This is a genomic window from Caballeronia sp. EK (assembly GCF_014384845.1).
In the GTDB taxonomy this organism is placed as follows: domain Bacteria; phylum Pseudomonadota; class Gammaproteobacteria; order Burkholderiales; family Burkholderiaceae; genus Caballeronia; species Caballeronia jiangsuensis.
The window spans coordinates 149,012-166,000 of record NZ_JACSUE010000002.1; the positions used below are offsets into that span (position 1 = coordinate 149,012).

19 protein-coding genes are annotated in these 16,989 nt (G+C 64.5%); 12 read left to right on the top strand and 7 right to left on the bottom strand.

Annotation, left to right across the window (positions count from 1 at the left end; translation table 11 throughout):
* The first annotated feature begins 13 nt into the window (after nt 1-13).
* The 3 genes from IAG25_RS05080 to IAG25_RS05090 all read left to right on the top strand — a co-directional run bounded on the left by IAG25_RS05080 (nt 14) and on the right by IAG25_RS05090 (nt 3,135).
* Nucleotides 14-745: a ribonuclease activity regulator RraA gene (locus IAG25_RS05080; protein ID WP_035504464.1), complete on the top strand. Its 732-nt coding sequence runs from the start codon at nt 14-16 to the stop codon at nt 743-745.
* An 85-nt stretch (nt 746-830) separates the two neighbouring features.
* Nucleotides 831-2,090: an MFS transporter gene (locus IAG25_RS05085; protein WP_187604479.1), complete on the top strand. Its 1,260-nt coding sequence runs from the start codon at nt 831-833 to the stop codon at nt 2,088-2,090.
* Between the two features lie 4 nt (nt 2,091-2,094).
* On the top strand, nt 2,095-3,135 hold the full coding sequence (locus IAG25_RS05090; protein ID WP_187603871.1) for a LacI family DNA-binding transcriptional regulator: 1,041 nt from the start codon (nt 2,095-2,097) through the stop codon (nt 3,133-3,135).
* Here IAG25_RS05090 and IAG25_RS05095 read toward each other — a convergent pair whose 3' ends face one another.
* Both IAG25_RS05095 and nudC read right to left on the bottom strand, forming a co-directional pair.
* Nucleotides 3,136-3,720, bottom strand: coding sequence for a histidine phosphatase family protein (locus IAG25_RS05095; RefSeq protein ID WP_187603872.1), 585 nt, complete (start codon nt 3,718-3,720; stop codon nt 3,136-3,138). It abuts the gene before it with no gap.
* A gap of 97 nt (nt 3,721-3,817) precedes the next feature.
* Nucleotides 3,818-4,735, bottom strand: coding sequence for an NAD(+) diphosphatase (gene nudC / locus IAG25_RS05100; RefSeq protein ID WP_187603873.1), 918 nt, complete (start codon nt 4,733-4,735; stop codon nt 3,818-3,820).
* Nucleotides 4,736-4,867: 132 nt separating this feature from the next.
* Between nudC and IAG25_RS05105 the strand changes: the two genes are divergently transcribed.
* Nucleotides 4,868-5,572 carry a glutathione S-transferase family protein gene (locus tag IAG25_RS05105; RefSeq protein ID WP_187603874.1) on the top strand — a complete coding sequence of 235 codons (705 nt, stop codon included), beginning with the start codon at nt 4,868-4,870 and terminating at the stop codon, nt 5,570-5,572.
* Between the two features lie 3 nt (nt 5,573-5,575).
* Here IAG25_RS05105 and IAG25_RS05110 read toward each other — a convergent pair whose 3' ends face one another.
* Together IAG25_RS05110 and IAG25_RS05115 are read right to left on the bottom strand one after the other, a co-directional pair.
* Nucleotides 5,576-6,283: an MgtC/SapB family protein gene (locus IAG25_RS05110; protein ID WP_187603875.1), complete on the bottom strand. Its 708-nt coding sequence runs from the start codon at nt 6,281-6,283 to the stop codon at nt 5,576-5,578.
* A gap of 93 nt (nt 6,284-6,376) precedes the next feature.
* Nucleotides 6,377-6,889: a response regulator gene (locus IAG25_RS05115; protein ID WP_187603876.1), complete on the bottom strand. Its 513-nt coding sequence runs from the start codon at nt 6,887-6,889 to the stop codon at nt 6,377-6,379.
* A gap of 24 nt (nt 6,890-6,913) precedes the next feature.
* Here IAG25_RS05115 and IAG25_RS05120 point away from each other — a divergent pair, with 24 nt between their 5' ends.
* The 5 genes from IAG25_RS05120 to IAG25_RS05140 all read left to right on the top strand — a co-directional run bounded on the left by IAG25_RS05120 (nt 6,914) and on the right by IAG25_RS05140 (nt 10,425).
* Nucleotides 6,914-7,120 (top strand): hypothetical protein, encoded by a 207-nt coding sequence (locus IAG25_RS05120; protein WP_187603877.1) that lies wholly within the window; start codon nt 6,914-6,916, stop codon nt 7,118-7,120.
* Complete coding sequence (locus IAG25_RS05125; RefSeq protein WP_187603878.1) at nt 7,117-7,776, top strand: glutathione S-transferase family protein; 660 nt, start codon at nt 7,117-7,119, stop codon at nt 7,774-7,776. Before IAG25_RS05120 ends, IAG25_RS05125 begins: the two co-directional genes overlap by 4 nt.
* A gap of 26 nt (nt 7,777-7,802) precedes the next feature.
* Nucleotides 7,803-8,519 (top strand): DUF899 family protein, encoded by a 717-nt coding sequence (locus IAG25_RS05130; protein ID WP_187603879.1) that lies wholly within the window; start codon nt 7,803-7,805, stop codon nt 8,517-8,519.
* Between the two features lie 151 nt (nt 8,520-8,670).
* Nucleotides 8,671-9,297, top strand: coding sequence for a septal ring lytic transglycosylase RlpA family protein (locus tag IAG25_RS05135; RefSeq protein ID WP_187603880.1), 627 nt, complete (start codon nt 8,671-8,673; stop codon nt 9,295-9,297).
* Nucleotides 9,298-9,363: 66 nt separating this feature from the next.
* Nucleotides 9,364-10,425 (top strand): phytoene/squalene synthase family protein, encoded by a 1,062-nt coding sequence (locus IAG25_RS05140; RefSeq protein ID WP_187603881.1) that lies wholly within the window; start codon nt 9,364-9,366, stop codon nt 10,423-10,425.
* On the opposite strand, the gene IAG25_RS05145 is transcribed toward IAG25_RS05140, so the two are convergent.
* Nucleotides 10,403-11,254: a LysR substrate-binding domain-containing protein gene (locus IAG25_RS05145; RefSeq protein WP_035504475.1), complete on the bottom strand. Its 852-nt coding sequence runs from the start codon at nt 11,252-11,254 to the stop codon at nt 10,403-10,405. The genes IAG25_RS05140 and IAG25_RS05145 overlap by 23 nt on opposite strands.
* Before the next feature lie 105 nt (nt 11,255-11,359).
* Between IAG25_RS05145 and IAG25_RS05150 the strand changes: the two genes are divergently transcribed.
* Nucleotides 11,360-12,229 (top strand): alpha/beta fold hydrolase, encoded by an 870-nt coding sequence (locus tag IAG25_RS05150; protein WP_187603882.1) that lies wholly within the window; start codon nt 11,360-11,362, stop codon nt 12,227-12,229.
* Nucleotides 12,230-12,241: 12 nt separating this feature from the next.
* Here the strand turns inward: IAG25_RS05150 and IAG25_RS05155 are convergent, their stop codons facing one another.
* The gene (locus IAG25_RS05155) at nt 12,242-13,894 is read right to left on the bottom strand and encodes a D-alanyl-D-alanine carboxypeptidase/D-alanyl-D-alanine-endopeptidase (protein ID WP_187603883.1); all 1,653 of its coding nucleotides are present in this window, start codon (nt 13,892-13,894) and stop codon (nt 12,242-12,244) included.
* 312 nt (nt 13,895-14,206) lie between these two features.
* Here IAG25_RS05155 and IAG25_RS05160 point away from each other — a divergent pair, with 312 nt between their 5' ends.
* Nucleotides 14,207-14,620 (top strand): hypothetical protein, encoded by a 414-nt coding sequence (locus IAG25_RS05160; RefSeq protein WP_222946394.1) that lies wholly within the window; start codon nt 14,207-14,209, stop codon nt 14,618-14,620.
* 185 nt (nt 14,621-14,805) lie between these two features.
* Nucleotides 14,806-15,702, top strand: coding sequence for a fructose bisphosphate aldolase (locus tag IAG25_RS05165; protein WP_035504521.1), 897 nt, complete (start codon nt 14,806-14,808; stop codon nt 15,700-15,702).
* Nucleotides 15,703-15,713: 11 nt separating this feature from the next.
* Here IAG25_RS05165 and IAG25_RS05170 read toward each other — a convergent pair whose 3' ends face one another.
* Complete coding sequence (locus IAG25_RS05170) at nt 15,714-16,943, bottom strand: NAD(P)/FAD-dependent oxidoreductase (RefSeq protein WP_187603885.1); 1,230 nt, start codon at nt 16,941-16,943, stop codon at nt 15,714-15,716.
* Nucleotides 16,944-16,989: the final 46 nt, after the last annotated feature.

Sequence of the window (16,989 nt, forward strand, 5' to 3'; positions counted from 1 at the left end):
GACGCGCAAGATCATGACGACACAAGACATCGCCATTTCCGACGAAACGATCGAGCTGCTGCGCCACGTCAGCACCGCGACGCTCACGACGCAACTCTTCAAGCGCGGCCTGCGCAACGTGTTCCTGCAAGGCGTCGCGCCGCTCGTGAAGCCCGCGAAAGGCGCGCCGAACATGGTCGGACCGGCGTTCACGCTGCGCAACATTCCGGCGCGCGAGGATATCGATCACGTCGGCGTGTTTCAGGACCCGGATCATCCGCAGCGCAAGGCCGTCGAAAGCGCGCCGCCGGGCAGCGTGCTCGTGCAGGATTGCCGCGGTGACCGCAGCGTCGCGTCGACGGGCTCGATCCTCACGACGCGTCTCAAGATTCGCGGCGTCGCGGGCATGGTGTCGGACGGCTGCGTGCGCGACTCCGGCACGATCGGCGATATCGGCCTGCCGCTTTTCTGCGCGGGCGCGAGCGCGCCGCTCAATCTCGCGAAACATCACGCGGTCGATATGAACGTGCCGATCGCATGCGGCGGCGTGGCGGTGTATCCGGGCGATATCGTCGTCGGCGATGTGGATGGCGTCGTGATCGTGCCGCGTTACATGGCCGGGGAAGTCGCGCAGGACGCGACCGAGCAGGAAGTCATGGAGGAGTTTCTGTCGTCGCGCGTGGAAGGCGGCGCGATGCTGCGCGGCACGTATCCGCCGAACGAGGAAACGCTCGCGGCGTACAAGGAATGGCGCAAGCAGCGCTGAGCGAGGAGACGCCGTGAATACGCTTTCCCCAACGCACGCGAATGTCGATGAGCAGCGCCTTATCAACCGCCTCGCATGGCGGCTGATGCCGCTCGTCGGCTTGCTGTATCTCGTCGCGTATATCGACCGCTCGAACATCGGCTTCGCCAAGCTGCAGATGCTCGGCAGTCTCGGCATGTCGGAAGTCGCGTATGGGCTCGGCGCGTCGCTGTTTTTCATCGGCTATCTGATCTTCGAGATTCCGAGCAACGTGATGCTGCACAAGTACGGTGCGCCGCGCTGGATCGCGCGCATCATGCTGACGTGGGGCATCGTCACCATTCTTCTCGCATTCACGAAGAACGCAACGATGTTCTACGTGCTGCGCTTTCTGCTCGGCGCGTCCGAGGCGGGGCTTTATCCCGGCGTGATCTATTACCTGACGCTGTGGTTTCCGCAGCGGCATCGCGTGCGGATGCTCGGGTACTTCACGCTCGGCAGCAGCATCGGCAACATGGTCGGCGCGCCGATCTGCGGTTATCTGCTCGACAAGAACTGGTTCGATCTTCAGGGCTGGCAACTCGTGTTCATCGTGACGGGCCTGCCTTCGGTCCTGCTGACCGTGGTCGTGCTGCTGTGGCTGCCGGCGTCGCCGCTGAAGGCCGCGTTCCTTTCCGACGACGAAAAAAAGTGGCTCGGCGATACGCTCGAAACCGAGCGCCTTCAGGCCGCGAAAGTCGAGAAGAGCGGCTCGCATGTGCTGCGCGTGCTCGCGGAACCGCGCGTGATCGGCATGGCGCTTTACTACATGATGCTGTCGATGTCGGTGTACGGCGTGAGCTACTGGCTGCCGACGCTCGTGAAGGGCTTCGGCGTGACGAACACGGTCAACGGTCTGCTGAACATCGTGCCGTGGCTCGCCGCGACGATCGTGCTCGCCTGGCTTCCGTCGAAGCTGCGCAAGGGCAATCGCACGACGGCCGCGATGCTGGCCGCCGCGCTGATCGGCGTCGTGTTCTTTCTCGGCAGCGTGTTTTTGCCGACCAATACATTGCGCTTCGTTGCGCTGTGTCTGGGCGCGCCGTGCATGTATCTGCTGCTGCCGTGCTTCTGGACGATACCGCCGAAGTTTCTCACCGGCGCGCGCGCGGCGGCGGGCATTGCGGCGATCAATTCGCTCGGCAATGTCGGCGGATTCATCGCGCAGAATCTCGTGCCCTGGGTTCGACAGACGAGCGGCTCCGTCAAGGCGCCGATGCTCATTCCCGCCGCCTGCCTGCTGGTGTTCGCCGTCGTGACGATGATTCTGATGCGGCGCGAGGCGGCTGCGCGAGCCGATGTCGCGGCGCTCGAGTCGCGAGCCTAGCATCATGGCGGCGTCGAAATCCGTCGATCCGGCACCCACGCGCCGCGCGCGCTCGGGCGCCAAAGGCGTGCGAATCACCGACGTGGCGGCCATCGCAGGCGTTTCGCCCATCACCGTGTCGCGCGTGTTCAACGCGCCCGACACCGTCGCGCCCGAAACGCTCGCCCGCGTGCGCCACGCCGTCGCCGAACTGGGTTACGTGCCGAACCGGCTGGCGGGCGGGTTGTCGTCGGCGAAGTCGCGGCTGATCGCGGCGATCGTGCCGACCGTCGCGCACTCGCTCTTCTCCGAAACCGTGCAGGTTTTCAGCGATACGATGTCGCGCGCCGGCTATCAGGTGCTGCTCGGCCTGTCCGGCTATAGCGACGAAGACGAAGACCCGTTGCTCGACGCCGTGCTGAGCCGCCGCCCCGAAGGCGTGTTTCTCACCGGCGTCGCGCACACGCCGACGCTGCGCGAACGTCTGCGCAAGATCGGCATTCCGATCGTCGAGACGTGGGACATGAGCGACGATCCCATCGACATGCTCGTCGGCTTCTCGCATTACCGCATCGGCGTGATGGTGGCCGAGCGCTTTCTCGCGCGCGGCACGCGCCGCCCTGCGCTCGTGTCCGCGAACGATCAGCGTGCGCTGGCACGGCGGCGCGGCTTCGTGGAGACGCTCGCGAAGCACGGCGTGAACGATGTCACCGAAATGCTGATGCCGCCGCCCAGCTCGATCGCGCTCGGCAAGGAAGGCTTGCGGCGCGTGCTCGACATGCGCGCAGGCGTCGATGCGATCTTCTGCAGTTCCGATCTGCTCGCGCTCGGCGTCGTGTCCGAGGCGCGCCGGCTCGCGATCGACATTCCCGGGCGCATCGCCGTGTGCGGCTTCGGCGATCTCGAGTTCACCGCCGACGCCATCCCCGCGCTCACGACCGTGCGCGTGGACGGCAAGCGCATCGGCGCGACGGCGGCGCGCTGTCTCATCGACAGGCTCGGCGGCGCGACGGACAAAACGCTCGTCGACGTGGGCTTCGAACTGGTCGAGCGCGAGACGCTTTGACTACGGCAGAAGATTCCACTTGATGATCGCGCGCACGTCGCGTTCGAAGCCGAGCACGCTCATCGCGGCGGTGTCCATCGCGAGATGCGCGCCGAGCGCGGGCGAGCCCGTCGCCCATTGCGCGCCGAACACGCGCGAGAAATGCGCATGCGAAAAGAGCGCGATGTGCGTCGCGTTCGTGGCGAGCAGCTTGTCGATGAGCGCCTGCGCGCGCCTGCCGACATCGGCGAGATTCTCGCCTTCGGGAATCGCCGACGTCCATACCGACCAGTCCGGCACTTCCTCGCGAATATCCTGCGTTTTGCGCCCTTCGTAGATGCCGTAATTCCACTCGTGCAGTTCCGGCTCGACTTGCGCGTGTTCGGAGAGACCCGCGAGGCGGCAGGTTTCGATCGCGCGGTTCATCGGGCTCGTCAGCACGAGATCGAAGGACTGGGACGCGAGCACCGGCGCGAGCGCGGTCGCCTGCTTGCGGCCTTCGTCGGTGAGCGGGATGTCGGTCGTGCCGGTGTGCTGGCCCGACTTGCTCCATTCGGTTTCGCCATGCCGGATCAGCCAGATATGGACGCCGCCTTTCATGTTCATGTCGTTCACCCGGTGTCTGAGGAATGCGGTTGCGCGCCCGCGTGTCAGAGCCTCGAATTTTGCGCCGATCGCCGACGTCGCGCCAGGAAGCTGCCGTTCAGTCCAGTTCGCCGGTCGCGAACGCCTTCAGCAGATGATGCGCGATCGCGAACGGCTTCGGCGCCGACAGTTCCTGTTCGTGCGTGCCGTCGAGCATCGCGGCGACTTCGCGGCGCGTGAACCAGCGCGCGTCTTCGAGTTCGTTCTTGTCGACGGTGAGTTCGGTCGTGGCCGCGCGCGCGAAACAGCCGATCATCAGCGACGATGGAAACGGCCACGGCTGCGACGCGTAATAGCGCACGTCCGTGCAGCGGATGCCCGCTTCCTCCAGCACCTCGCGATACACCGCGTGCTCGAAGGTTTCGCCCGGCTCGATGAAGCCCGCCAGCGCCGAATACATGCCCGGCACGAATTGCGGCTGACGGCCGAGCAGACACCGCTCGCCATCGGTGACGAGCATGATCACGACCGGATCGACGCGCGGAAAATGCTGCGCCTTGCAATTCGGGCAGATGCGCCGCCAGCCCGCGCCGGCGGAATCGGTCGGCTGGCCGCAGTTCGCGCAGAAGCGGTGACGGCGATGCCAGTCGAGCATCGAGCGCGCTTCGCCGAGCGCGCTGACGAGCGGTGGCGGCACGAGCCCTTGCATCGCGATGGGGCGAAGCTCGATCGCTTCGACTTCGCGAAGGCTTTCCGGGTTGTCGTCGAAAGAGGATGCGAAGAGCGCGCGCTCGTCGGCGTCGCGGCCGAGGAACACCGTTTGCAAGGGCGCGCCGTGCGCCGCCGCTTCGTGTGTGCTGAAGAGCGGATCGTGCCCGTCGGCGCGCTTGAAGAGCGGCACGTTGTTCACGAACAGCAGAAAGCGCGTGGACGGATCGTCGCGCAGACTGGCGACGAACGCATCGTCGTCGCGCTTTTCCGACACGCGATCGAGCGGATCGAGCGTAAAACCGATGGCATGAGGCGGCGTGGGCATAGTATTTTTCGTGTGTGGCGGCGCGTGCCGGGCGAATGCCGGAATGCGCGCCGCGTGACGGGAAGGTGCAAGGCCAATCGGGAATCGTAGCGAAGTTGGCGCGTCCTTGCAGGGCGACGCCCGGAGACGTCGATGATCACGCTCTATTCGTATCCTCAGTTGTTCGGCCTCGAAGACAACAATCCGTTCGGATTGAAAGTGTTCGCGTTTCTGAAGCTCGCGGGTCTGCCGTTCGAGCATCGCCATGTGCTCGACACGAGCGCCGCGCCGCGCGGCCAGCTTCCGTATCTCGTCGATGACGATGAAACCATCGGCGACAGCGATGCGATCATCGCGCATCTGAAACACAAATACGCGCTGACGCTCGACGACGCGCTCACCGGCGCGCAACGCGATCTCGATCTGCTGATCCGCCGAACGCTCGACGATCTCTACTGGGTGATGTCGTATTCGCGCTGGCGCGACGACCGCTACTGGCCGCAGTTCCGCGACGCGCTGATGCGGCAGCATCCGGATATCGGCGGGGAAGCGCTGGAGGGCGCGCGACAATACAATTTCGATCGCTATCGGTATCAGGGCATCGGACGGTACGAGCCGGACGCCGCGTATGCGCGCGGCATCGCGAGCCTTCAGGCGCTGGCGAATCTGCTCGGCGACAAGCCGTTCATGTTCGGCGATGCGCCCGCGAGCATCGATTGCGCGTTGTACGGGTTCGTCGCGAGTATCTGGTTTTACGACATCGACACGCCGCTCAAGCGATTCGTGGCTACGCAGGGCAATCTGGTCGCGCATTGCGGCGCGCTGCGCGAGCGCATGGGGCAAAGCGCGGTGCCGTGAGCCTCACTCCGGCGCCGTCTCCACATCCTTGCCCGCCCAGCTGATGCTCGACACGCCGCGCTCCATGCTCATGCGGCTCGCCATGCGTTCGAGCTTCGCCTGATCTTTCGGATGCATGCGCACGGTCGCCGTGACCTTGATGCGCGGCGGCTCGCTGTCGACGTCTTCGCTCGTGAGGCTCTGAAACGAAAGCGGCTGCGCGTCCATCGCGTTCGAAAGCAGCGTGCGGATGTGAATCTCGTCCTCCTGCCGACCGATCACGGTCAGCACGTATTCACGCACGATGTCCGCGCTCGATACGGGCGTCGCGTTGATCGCGCGGCTCACTTCGCGCAGGAGCGTGTTGGTCGCGAGCACGACGCCCGTGCCCGCGATCGCCGGGCCGTAATGCCCGGTGCCGCACAGCACGCCGACGGCCGCCGAGCACCACAGCGTCGCCGCCGTATTGATGCCCTGAATCGAGCCTTTGTCGCGCATGATCACGCCGCCGCCCAGGAAGCCGACGCCGGACACGACATACGCGGCGATCTGCGTGACGCCCGCGACGCCGTTGCCCGTCAACATGCCGAGCGTGACGAAGAGGCACGCGCCGCTCGCGACGAGCGTGATCGTGCGCAATCCCGCCGTGCGCTGGCGCAACTGCCGTTCGAGACCAATGGCGACGCCGCACGCGAACGCGGCGAAGAGACGTAATGCGAAATCGACGCTCATCGGCTGAAGGCGATGCCTTTTCTGGACATAAACCGAAAAGCATCTCACCGGCGGATGTCGCTGGTGTGAAAGCGGGATCGGATTTTCGCCCGTTCAGGGGACCGCAACAAACTGCCGGACGCTCACGCGCACGCGGTCATAATCGGGCGATGCATCGAAGGAAACCGTGGAAGCGGCGGCATTGCAGCAGTTCGCGATACGCGGCGAGACGATCTTCTCCGCGCCGGAAAGCACGCGCTCGCACACGCGTTCGAACGCACGGGCTTCCTCGCGCGGACTCACGAGGCCCGACGCGCCCGCATGCTGCATGTCGAAGAGCGTGTGCGAGTCGGTTTCGTCGGTGAAGACGACCACGGGCGTCTCCCGGAACGACCGGCGCAATTCGCGCAGAAGCGCGAAATCGTCCGCACGGGAACCTTCCAGACCGCAGCCCAGAACGATCACGTCGTAGCTGGCGGCCGTGAGCCTCGCGAGCAGTTGATCGGCGTTTCTGACGCATGCCGTCACCCGAAACCGCTCGTGTGCCTCGAACCAGCTTTGCAGCCCGTATAGAACGACGGGGCGATCGTCTGCAACGACGATACTAATTTTGTCTTTGCGCTTCATTCTCTTCGGCCGGCTCGACGGACAATGGATCCGTTGGCCGTGCTTCGGTTGCTGGGAGGCGCGCACGTTAGCAAATCGTCAACTGTCACGCTGCGCCGCACAACAAAATATATCGATTCGTTGTCGATTGGCCGCGTCTTCGCTCGTCGTCCAGGTATCCGGCGCTGCAATCGTCGTCTGCGCATCGCGCCGCATTCTGAACTGCTCGACGACCTGGAGGCTATCAGATGAGCTTGCAACTCTACGCACACCCGTTTTCCTCTTATTGCCAGAAGGTTTTGGTCGCGCTGTACGAGAACGGCACGCCTTTCGAATGGCGCGCGCTCACGCCCGAAACGCCGCAATCGATGGCCGAACTCACCGAAATCTGGCCGATGAAGCGCTTTCCCGTGCTCGTCGATGACGTCCGGCCGGTGATCGAATCGACGGTGATCATCGAATATCTGGGGCTGTTTCACCCTGGCCCGGTGCGCCTCGTTCCCGACGATCCGCGCGCCGCGCTCGAAACGCGCTGGATGGATCGCTTCTTCGACAACTATCTGTCGACGCCGCAGCAGAAGATCGTGTTCGACGCGATGCGCGATCCGAACGAACGCGATGCGCGCGGCGTCGCCGATGCCCGTGCGATGCTCGACACGTCCTACGCCTTTCTCGATCGCAAGATGGCCACGCGGGAATGGGCGGCGGGCGACGCCTTCAGCCTTGCCGATTGTGGCGCCGCGCCGTTCCTGTTCTATGCGGACTGGTGTCATCGAATCGGTGACGCGTATCCGAACGTGATCGCGTATCGCAAGCGCCTGCTCGCGCGGCCGTCGTTCGCGCGCGCGGTCGATGAGGCGCGGCCATATCGGGCGCTGTTTCCGCTCGGCGCGCCGGACCGCGATTGAGCTACCTGAGCCAAAGGAGATCGGATATGAGCACGACCACGAACTACGTTCCCGCCGATGAACTCGCGAAGCGCGCGACGATGAGGTTTCCCAACGAAAGCGCCGAATATCGGCAGGCGCGCACCGCGTTGCTGGCGGAGGAAATCGAATTGCGCCGGCATATCGAGCGCGTCGCGCAGATGCGTCGCGCGCTGCCGCCCGGCGGCGAAGTGAAGGGCGATTATCGATTCGAAGGCGAGCGCGGCGCAGTCGATTTCGCGGGTCTTTTCGGCGACAAGGACACGCTCGTCACCTATAGCTACATGTTCGGGCCGCAGCGCGAACGGCCGTGCCCGATGTGCACGTCGCTTTTGTCGGCGTGGGAAGGCGAGGCGCGCGACATCGAGCAGCGCGTGGCGCTCGCGGTGATCGCGCGCTCGCCGCTCGCGAAGCTCTTGGCGTTCAAGACGGAGCGCGGCTGGCGCGATCTCAGGCTCTTTTCCGATACGAACGGAGAGTTCAGCCGCGACTATCACGCGATATCGAAGGAAGGCGGCGACGATCCCGCGCTCAACGTTTTCACGCGGCGCGACGGCGTGATCCGGCATTTCTGGAGCGGCGAGATGGATTTCGGTACCGCCGATCCCGGCGAGGACCCGCGCGGCGCGCCCGATCTGATGCCGCTCTGGACCGTGCTCGACATGACGCCCGAAGGGCGGGGAACGGACTGGTATCCGAAGCTGGATTACGGGCCGAGAGGCTAGGCGGATTCGGCGCGACGAGAGCAGCGACGAAAGCGGAAGTGTCGTCTGTAAAGATGAGTCATATCTTCGCCGCACAGGTCAACTTCGAACCGAGGCAGACGTTGTGTGCGAGTCGATGGAATGCGTCGGCATTTCATGGAGAGACTCGCTTATGCAGGACAACGGACCCATCATCCAGTGGCAGGCGGCCGGCGTGGCCGCCATCGCGGCTTCCGGTGCGTGCGCGACGCTCGGCGGATGCGCCGTTCATCCGCACGACGCGCCGAAGGAAGCGGGTACGCCGTCGGTGCTGACCGAAGGCGCGCACATCGCCGATTCGATGCGCACTCACGAACGCCGCTCCCTCGATGCGCAGCCGCTCGACTACCGCGACGCCACGACGAAGACCGTTCCGAAGATCGGCTGGGCATCGTATTACGGCAAGAAGTTTCATGGGCGCAAAACGGCCAGCGGTGAACGCTACGACATGCACGCGTTCACGGCGGCGCATCGCACGTTGCCGCTCGGCTCGTATGTGCGCGTCAGCAATCTCGCGAAGACGAGGTCGGTCGTCGTGCGCATCAACGATCGCGGTCCTTTCACGAAGGGTCGCATGATCGATGTGTCGTTCGCGGCGGCCGTCGAACTCGGTCTGCAACGATCGGGAAGCGCCCAGGTGATCCTCGAACCGGTCGATCGACCCATCGCGCTCGCGTCGACGTCACGCGCGCCCGAACGCATCATGCTGCGCATCGCGCCTCATCCGCGACACCACAAGAAGCACACGCATCGTCATTGACGCTGGACGGATACAATGCTGCGGCGCGCGATCATCGCGCCTCAAGCCGAAGCCATCCGCCAAGTCATGAACAATTCGCCCCGGGCCTTTTTGCTGGGCCCGCTTCTCAAGCGCGTGTCGCGGTCGTTCTACCTCACGCTGCGCATTCTGCCGACGGGCATGCGCGATCCCATCGGGCTCGCGTATCTGCTGGCGCGCGCCGCCGATACGATCGCGGATACATCGCTGATCTCACCGCAACGTCGTCTGGAACTATTGCTTTCGCTGCGTGCGCAAATCAACGGCGCACCCGATGACGGCGCGCTCGCGCGCATCGCGGGTGAAGTCGCGGGGCAGCAGGCGCAGCCCGACGAGCGCGCGTTGCTCGAAAGCCTGCGCGACGCTCTCGCGATCCTGCCGCAACTGGGTGCGCAGGATCAGGCCGCGGTTCGCGATATCGTCACGACGCTCAGCACCGGCATGGAGTTCGATCTGCGCACGTTCCCCGACGAGACATCGGGCGAGATCGTCGCACTGAAGGAATTCGAAGAGCTGGACCGCTACACGTATCTCGTCGCGGGCTGCGTCGGCGAGTTCTGGACGAAGATGACGTACGCGCATATGCCCGGCACGCTCAAGGCTGCGCCCGATACGATGCTCGCGCTCGGCGTGCGCTTCGGCAAGGCGCTGCAGATGACCAACGTGCTGCGCGATTGCGCGCGCGATCTGCGCATCGGCCGCTGCTATCTGCCCGAATCGATACTCGGGCGTCACGGTCTCACGCCGCAGGATCTGTTGCGGCCGGAATCGTCGGCGCGCGCGCGGCCTGTGCTCTTCGAATTGCTGCGCACGTCGCTCGCGCTGTTTCGGGATGCGGTCGATTACACGCTCGCGATTCCATCGGGCGCAATCCGTCTGCGACTCGCCTGTCTCTGGCCGATCATGATCGGCCTCGACACGCTCGTGCTGCTCGCGCGTAACGATGCATGGCTCGATCCCGACAAGATCTCGAAGGTCCGGCGCAACGACGTGTATCGGATCATGGCTGCATCGTTGCCGATGGTCGCATCGAACGGCATGCTGCGCGCGTGGACCTCGCGCCGCATCCGCGCGATCGAGGCGGAGATCAGCGCCGCAATTCGGCCATGATGCGTTCGGCGAGGAAGTCGCAAGGCGGGCGTTTCGACGCCGCGCTGCGCGCGAGCACCACTTCGAGCGTGCCGATATCCGGCAGACCTTGCGCCGGCCCGAGCAGCGTGAAGTGCGAGGGCACCGCGCATTTTGCGAGCGGCGTCACGGCGAGGCCCGCTTCGGCCATCGTCAAGAGACCGAGCAGACTCGGGCTTTCATACGACGTGCGATAGCCGATGCGCGCGCGTTCGAGACTGCGGATCGCGTTCTCGCGGGCGACGCTGCCCGGCAGAAACACCGCGATCGGCAAGGGCCGCTCCTTCCAGATTTCGGTTTCGCCGGGCGCGGCGGCCCAGACCATCGGCTCGTGACGCAGAAATTCGCCCGATAAGCCCTTCACGCGCGTCGCGCAGACGAGATCGACCGAGCCGTCCTTCACCATCGGCGCGAGCGCGAGGCTCGGCAGGCCGACCACCTGAATCTCGACCTTCGGATATGTCGCCGAGAATTTCTTGAGGATCGGCGGAAACAGCGACGACGCGTAATCGTCCGGCACGCCGATCACCACGCGCCCCGTCACATCCGGCCGCACGACCGCCGCCCACGCCTCGTCGCGCAGCGCGATCATGCGGCGCGCGTAGGTGAGCAGCACCTCGCCGTCCTGCGTCGGCACCACGCTGCGCGGCTTGCGCACGAAAAGCGGCTTGCCGAGCGCGGTTTCCAGCGTCTTGATCTGCATGCTCACCGCCGATTGCGAGCGATGCACCAGCTCCGCCGCGCGGCTGATGTTGCCCGTATCCGCGACGGCGACGATCATCGAGAGGACATCCAGATCCAGCGCTTTCATGGGTGAACGACCGTTTGGTATCAGAAAATCTGAACGATTCTATCAAAATTATGCGTTTTTCTTTTGCTTCGGCGCGGCGCATAGTCGCATCCAAGGAGCTTATTCATGAACGCGCGAACCGATCTTTCCGTCCTCACCGCCGTGCAAGGCCTGCCCGAACCGTCGTTCGCCACGACGGCGTCGGGGGTTTCGGTGCCGTATATCGAGTGCGGCGAGGGCGAGCCGCTCGTGTTCGTGCATGGGTCGCTCTGCGACTACCGCTACTGGAACGCGCAGATTCTGCCGCTCGCGAAGCAGTTTCGTTGCATCGCGCCGAGCCTGTCGCATTACTGGCCCGCCGTCGATGCCTTCGTGCAAGGCGAATTCGGCTGGGAAACGCACGTCGCGGAAATGGCCGAGTTCATCGTATCGCTCGATCTCGCGCCGGTGCATCTCGTCGGGCATTCGCGCGGCGGCTGTATCGCGTTTCATCTGGCGCGCGAGTATCCGCGGCTCGTGAAGACGCTCACGCTCGCCGATCCGGGCGGTCCGCTGCAAACGACGCCGCAGCCCGTGCCCGCCTCGCTGCCGCCCGCGACCAACGCATTGCGCGCACGCGTGGCCGAACTGATCGAAGAGGGCGAGTTCGATCGCGGGCTGGAACTGTTCGTGGATTCGGTCAGCATGCCGGGCTTCTGGAAGAAGAGCACGGAGAGCTTCCGTCGCATGGCGCTCGACAACGCGCTCACGCTGCCCAGGCAATTCCGCGATCCCTTGCCCGCCTACACGCGCGAGGCGGCGCGCGACATCAAGTGCCGCACGCTGCTCATCGACGGGCAAAAGAGTCCGCGCATGTTCCGCAACAACGTCGAGAAGCTGGAGGAGTGGATCGAGTTCGCCGAGCGTCAGACGATCGCGGGCGCATCGCACGGGATGAACGCCGCCAGCCCCGGCGCGTTCAATCGCGCGGTGCTGGCGTTCGCCGGCGCGTGGTGAAGCGAAAGCGGCTTATTGCAGCTTCCAGATATTCGCCGCGATCGTGCCCTGGTCGTTGAACACGTTGAGGATGTCGGGCACGTTCGCGATCGGCACGTTGTTCACCATCAGCGCAAACGCGAGGCGCCGTCCGCTCTTCGCGTCGATATAGCCCGCGAGCGCCTGTCCCTTGAGCGTCGTCTGCACCTGACCGTTCGGCAGCTCGGTGCCGGTCGCGTAAGTGCCCGTTTTCGCGTAGACCTTGCCTTTCGCGCCCGCGAGCGTCGGATCGTTTTCGAAGTCGGTCGTGCTCGCGAGCGAGCCGTCGACGCCGAGAAACGGCATCGAATCCACATACGCCGGGAAGGCCGGACGGCCGTTCATCGCGCGCAGCATCGCGATGACCGCGAGTGGCGTCGCTGTCGTCTCGCCGCCGCCGCTGCCATCGATGAAATGCGTCTGGGTCATCGGCACACTGAACGGCGCGGCCGACAGCTTCGCGCTCTCCGCGGCCAGCGCCGCGCTCAGCGTGGTCGAGCCGTTGTTCGCGACGCCGAAGAGCATCAGGCTCGTGTCCGCGCCGATGTTGTAGCTGACCTTCAAAATCCACTTCGAATATTCGCCGTACGGTTGCGACGTGAGTTGCGCGACGCGCGTATCGGCGGAATACGAGTTCTTCGCGGGCAGCAGTTGCACCGGGTTGCTCTCGACTGCTGTTGCCGTCACCGTGACGCCCGCGCGCGCGAGCGCCTCGATGAGCACCGTGCGCGCATAGTTCGACGGCTGCGTGATGCGAAACGTGCGGATCACCGGGAAGCTGGGGACGATCGGCGGCACGTAATCCGCCGGAATCGAGCCGCTCAGCACGCCGCCGCAGGGCAGCGTGCCGAAGCAGGTCGGGTCCGTGGGCGTGACGGTGATCGTCGCGGGCGTGCCCGCCGCGCCCGTCGTCAGCGTGGACTGAACGGTGAACGCCGATGACTTCGGCCGGTAATCCACCGGCGACGCCGAACCCGCGCTGCCCTGACCGATGATCGTGTCGACCACATCGTCGTTCACGAAGATCGGCCGCAGGTCGAATTCGTCGCGGAAATCGAAGGGATCGAAAAGGCGATCGTCGATCACGACCTCGCCGTTGATCTTCTTGATGCCCGACGCCGCCACCTGCGCCGCGAGCGAGTTGTAGCCCGCGAGCGGATCGGGCGCGGTGATCTGCGCGTTGCCCAGACTGTTCGCCTCGTTGTGGTCGAAGTTCGTCCAGGCAAGCGTGCCGTCGGGATTCGTGCGGCCGCCCATCGCGAGATCGCCGCTCGCGACGAGAACGAGATTGCCGTTGAGCGTGCCGGTCGCATCCACGGTGCCGAGTCGATAAACCGGCGTCTGGAACTGATGATCCGCGCCGTACTGATCGAGCGCCGCGCCGAGCGAAAACACCTTGCGCACCGATGCGACATACACCTGTGCGTTCGAATTCATGTCGTAGATGAGATCGCCCGAGTTCAGATCGACGACGCGCAGCGCCCATGTCGAGCCCTGATACATGGGCTTCTTCATGATCTGGGTGATGGCGTCGGGGACGGACGTATTGTTCGAATCCGACCCGCCGCACGCGGCGACGGATGCGGCGAGCGCGCACGAGAACGCGAGAGCGGCAACGCGTGCCGGACTTCCTGAAAGCGGGTACATGACGCGGCTCCGATAAAGGCACATCGCGCTCCACCTGGAGCGAACATCCAATACGTCGGGACTGCTTCACAGCGCAGACAGGAGATGTCGGCGGCCGTCCACCATTCTTCAAGGCGGCGGCTGAGTGAATTAAATACCTTGCGTGGGCCTTGTCAAGCGAGGACTATCGCGAATCCAGTGCTTTAGGCAAGCGCTTTTTGTACGATTTCATGCGCGCTTTTGATCTGCTTGTTGTGACGCGACAACGGAAAAACGTTTGGCGCGGGCTAACATCTTCGGCACCTCATCGCGAAGAAGAGGACATCCGTGAGCATGGGCCAAGACGATCTCGATGCATGGAAACGCCGGCGCACGCTCGAGCTGGCGTTCGAACTGGCCGATAGCGGCCGCCATGAGGACTTCACCGACATCGCTTACGCGCTGCAGTTCGAGCGCGGCATGGCGACCGCGCAAGCGCTCATCGACGACCCCGAGATGCGCCGCGTGCTCAATCAGCGTTGCGCCGATGCGCGTGAAAAGCTCGAAAAGCACGCTCCGCTTCCCGAGCCTGAAGTGATCGAAGCCGAACCTTTGCCGGTCGGCGAAGCGATAGCGGAATCATCGAACGATCATGCGCAAATGCCGCAGTCCGAAGACTTCGCACGCGCGCCATCGGTTCTTCGCCGCGCCCTGAACTTCATCTGGCGAACCGGCAACGCGGGCGATCTCAATTCCGCCGCTTCCTGAGCTTTTCTATTGCAGGCCGTGCGTCAACGCACGGCCGAACCCATTCGCGCCCCCTTTGCGCACGAATGGCGGATTTGCACGACTTGAGCGCCCGCCAAAACCATTACACTTGAGGAAGCTGAACCATAAGCCCGGACTATGCATGCGCGCAGGTCCGGAGTTTGAACTTCGAGGAGGAAATGTTCGTGGCTAACGAAAAGATGCTCGCGCAAATGGCTGAGAAGGATGGTTTCATTGCTGCTCTGGATCAGAGCGGTGGTTCGACGCCCGGCGCGCTAAGGCAATACGGAATTCCGGATGACGCCTACAACGGCGACGCCGAAATGTTCAAGCTGATGCATGAAATGCGCGTGCGCATCATGACCGCGCCTTCGTTCACGGGAGACAAGGTGATCGGTGCAATTCTATTCGAGCGCACTATGGACGGCGAAGCGGAAGGCAAACCGGTCCCCACGTTCCTGTGGGAAGACCGTGGCATCGTGCCGTTCCTGAAGGTCGACAAGGGCCTCGAAACGGAAGCCGACGGCGTGCAGGTGATGAAGCCGATCTCCGGCCTCGACGATCTGCTCGCGCGCGCCGTGAAGCTCGGCGTGTTCGGCACGAAGATGCGCTCGGTGATTCATCAGGCCGATGAAAAGGGCATCGCGGCGGTGGCGAAGCAGCAGTTCGAAGTGGGCGCGCAGATCATCAAGCATGGCCTCGTGCCGATTCTCGAACCCGAAGTCTCGATCAAGAGCCCGGACAAGAAGGGCGCGGAAAAAATTCTGCGCGACGAATTGCTCAAGGGCCTCGACGCGCTGCCGGAATCGAGCAAGGTGATGATCAAGCTGACCATCCCCGACGAGGCGGATTTCTATCGTCCGCTGATCGAGCATCCGCGTGTGGTGCGTGTCGTCGCGCTGTCGGGCGGCTATACGCGCAGCGACGCATGCAAGAAGCTGGAGCAGAACCACGGCATGATCGCGAGCTTCTCGCGCGCGCTCATCAACGAGCTGAAGAAGTCGATGAGCGACAGCGAGTTCGACAAGACGCTCGAACAGTCGATCGACGAAATCTACAACGCGTCCGTCAAGAAGGCCTGATTCTTCGGCGCTTATCCGCGTTCGGTTGGCGGCGGCGTTTGCACGACAGGCGCCGCCGCCCGAAAGAGATCCTCGCGCGTGCCGCTCTTCGGCGGATAGATGCGTTCGCCGTTGATCGTGCGCTTGGTCGCCTTCGCCGTCTCGCCTTCGGCGACGAGCTTCCTGTCCCATCCTTCCGTATACACCGCGCCCCACGGCCCGAGATCGCAGATGGTCGTGTACCAGTCGATCGATAGCGGCAGCATCTCCATTCCGAAGAGATCGCAGACGGCGTTGTTGCCCGCGTAACGTCCCATCGGCCGGCCATGCTGGCACGACATCACCGATGGCCGCGTGCCGTCGATCAGCACGCGCGCGCAATCGCCCGCCGCGAACACGCCCGGCACGCCTTCCACGCGCAGGAACGCATCGACCGGCACGCGTCCGAGCGGATCGAGCGTGACCGGCAGTTGCGCCGCGAGCGCGTTCGCATGCATGCCGCCGCACCAGACGACCGTCGCCGCTTCGATGCGCTCGCTCGTGGCGCCGTCGTGGAGCGTCACGCCCTGGCCGTCGAGCGATTCCAGCGATACGCCGGCCCGCGTCTCGACTTCGAGCGTCTGCAACGCGCCTTCGATGACATGCTGCGCGCCGCCCATCGATTGCCCGATCTTCGCCGAACGATCCGCGAGCACGACGCGCACCTTGCCGCGATCGCCTTCCGCGACGATCTCGCGCAACCGCGCGGGCAGTTCCGCCGCGAGTTCGATGCCCGTCAACCCCGCGCCGACGACGACCGCCGTATAGCGGCCCGGCGTATCGGGCAGTGCGGGCAGCGTCAGCAGATGCGCCTGCAGCTTGCACGCGCCCGCGTAGGTATCGACATCGAACGAGAAGTGGTCGAGGCCTGGTATCGGCGGGCGCACGAGCACGCTGCCCGCCGCGAGAATCAGCCGGTCGTAATCGAGCGATTCGGACGCGCCGTCGCGCTCGATCGTCACGCGACGATTCGCGCTGTCGATATCGGTCGCCTTCGCCTGGACCAGCCGCACGCCCGCCGGCCCGAGCACGGTGTCGAGCTGCACGAGCGTCGGGTCGAGCGGCTGCTCGTAATTGCGCACACGGACGCTGTGAAAGGGCACCGGATTGACGATGGCGACTTCGGCTTCATCGGTGCGACCGAGCTCGTCGAGCTTGCGCGCCGCCGACAGCGCGCTCCACAGACCGGCGAATCCTGCGCCGATCACTAGGATCTGGTTCAAGGTCATTCCCCTGAATAAACGATCGTTCGTGCTATGAGTTAGTTAA

Coding starts and splice junctions, on each gene's coding strand:
- IAG25_RS05145 (WP_035504475.1), bottom strand. CDS start 11,254: ATGAAAGCGCTGGATCTGGATGTCCTCTCGATGATCGTCGCCGTCGCG.
- IAG25_RS05125 (WP_187603878.1), top strand. CDS start 7,117: ATGAGCTTGCAACTCTACGCACACCCGTTTTCCTCTTATTGCCAGAAG.
- IAG25_RS05150 (WP_187603882.1), top strand. CDS start 11,360: ATGAACGCGCGAACCGATCTTTCCGTCCTCACCGCCGTGCAAGGCCTG.
- IAG25_RS05105 (WP_187603874.1), top strand. CDS start 4,868: ATGATCACGCTCTATTCGTATCCTCAGTTGTTCGGCCTCGAAGACAAC.
- IAG25_RS05115 (WP_187603876.1), bottom strand. CDS start 6,889: ATGAAGCGCAAAGACAAAATTAGTATCGTCGTTGCAGACGATCGCCCC.
- IAG25_RS05085 (WP_187604479.1), top strand. CDS start 831: ATGCCGCTCGTCGGCTTGCTGTATCTCGTCGCGTATATCGACCGCTCG.
- IAG25_RS05110 (WP_187603875.1), bottom strand. CDS start 6,283: ATGAGCGTCGATTTCGCATTACGTCTCTTCGCCGCGTTCGCGTGCGGC.
- IAG25_RS05130 (WP_187603879.1), top strand. CDS start 7,803: ATGAGCACGACCACGAACTACGTTCCCGCCGATGAACTCGCGAAGCGC.
- IAG25_RS05160 (WP_222946394.1), top strand. CDS start 14,207: ATGGGCCAAGACGATCTCGATGCATGGAAACGCCGGCGCACGCTCGAG.
- IAG25_RS05155 (WP_187603883.1), bottom strand. CDS start 13,894: ATGTACCCGCTTTCAGGAAGTCCGGCACGCGTTGCCGCTCTCGCGTTC.
- IAG25_RS05090 (WP_187603871.1), top strand. CDS start 2,095: ATGGCGGCGTCGAAATCCGTCGATCCGGCACCCACGCGCCGCGCGCGC.
- IAG25_RS05080 (WP_035504464.1), top strand. CDS start 14: ATGACGACACAAGACATCGCCATTTCCGACGAAACGATCGAGCTGCTG.
- nudC (WP_187603873.1), bottom strand. CDS start 4,735: ATGCCCACGCCGCCTCATGCCATCGGTTTTACGCTCGATCCGCTCGAT.
- IAG25_RS05140 (WP_187603881.1), top strand. CDS start 9,364: ATGAACAATTCGCCCCGGGCCTTTTTGCTGGGCCCGCTTCTCAAGCGC.
- IAG25_RS05095 (WP_187603872.1), bottom strand. CDS start 3,720: ATGAACATGAAAGGCGGCGTCCATATCTGGCTGATCCGGCATGGCGAA.
- IAG25_RS05135 (WP_187603880.1), top strand. CDS start 8,671: ATGCAGGACAACGGACCCATCATCCAGTGGCAGGCGGCCGGCGTGGCC.
- IAG25_RS05120 (WP_187603877.1), top strand. CDS start 6,914: ATGGATCCGTTGGCCGTGCTTCGGTTGCTGGGAGGCGCGCACGTTAGC.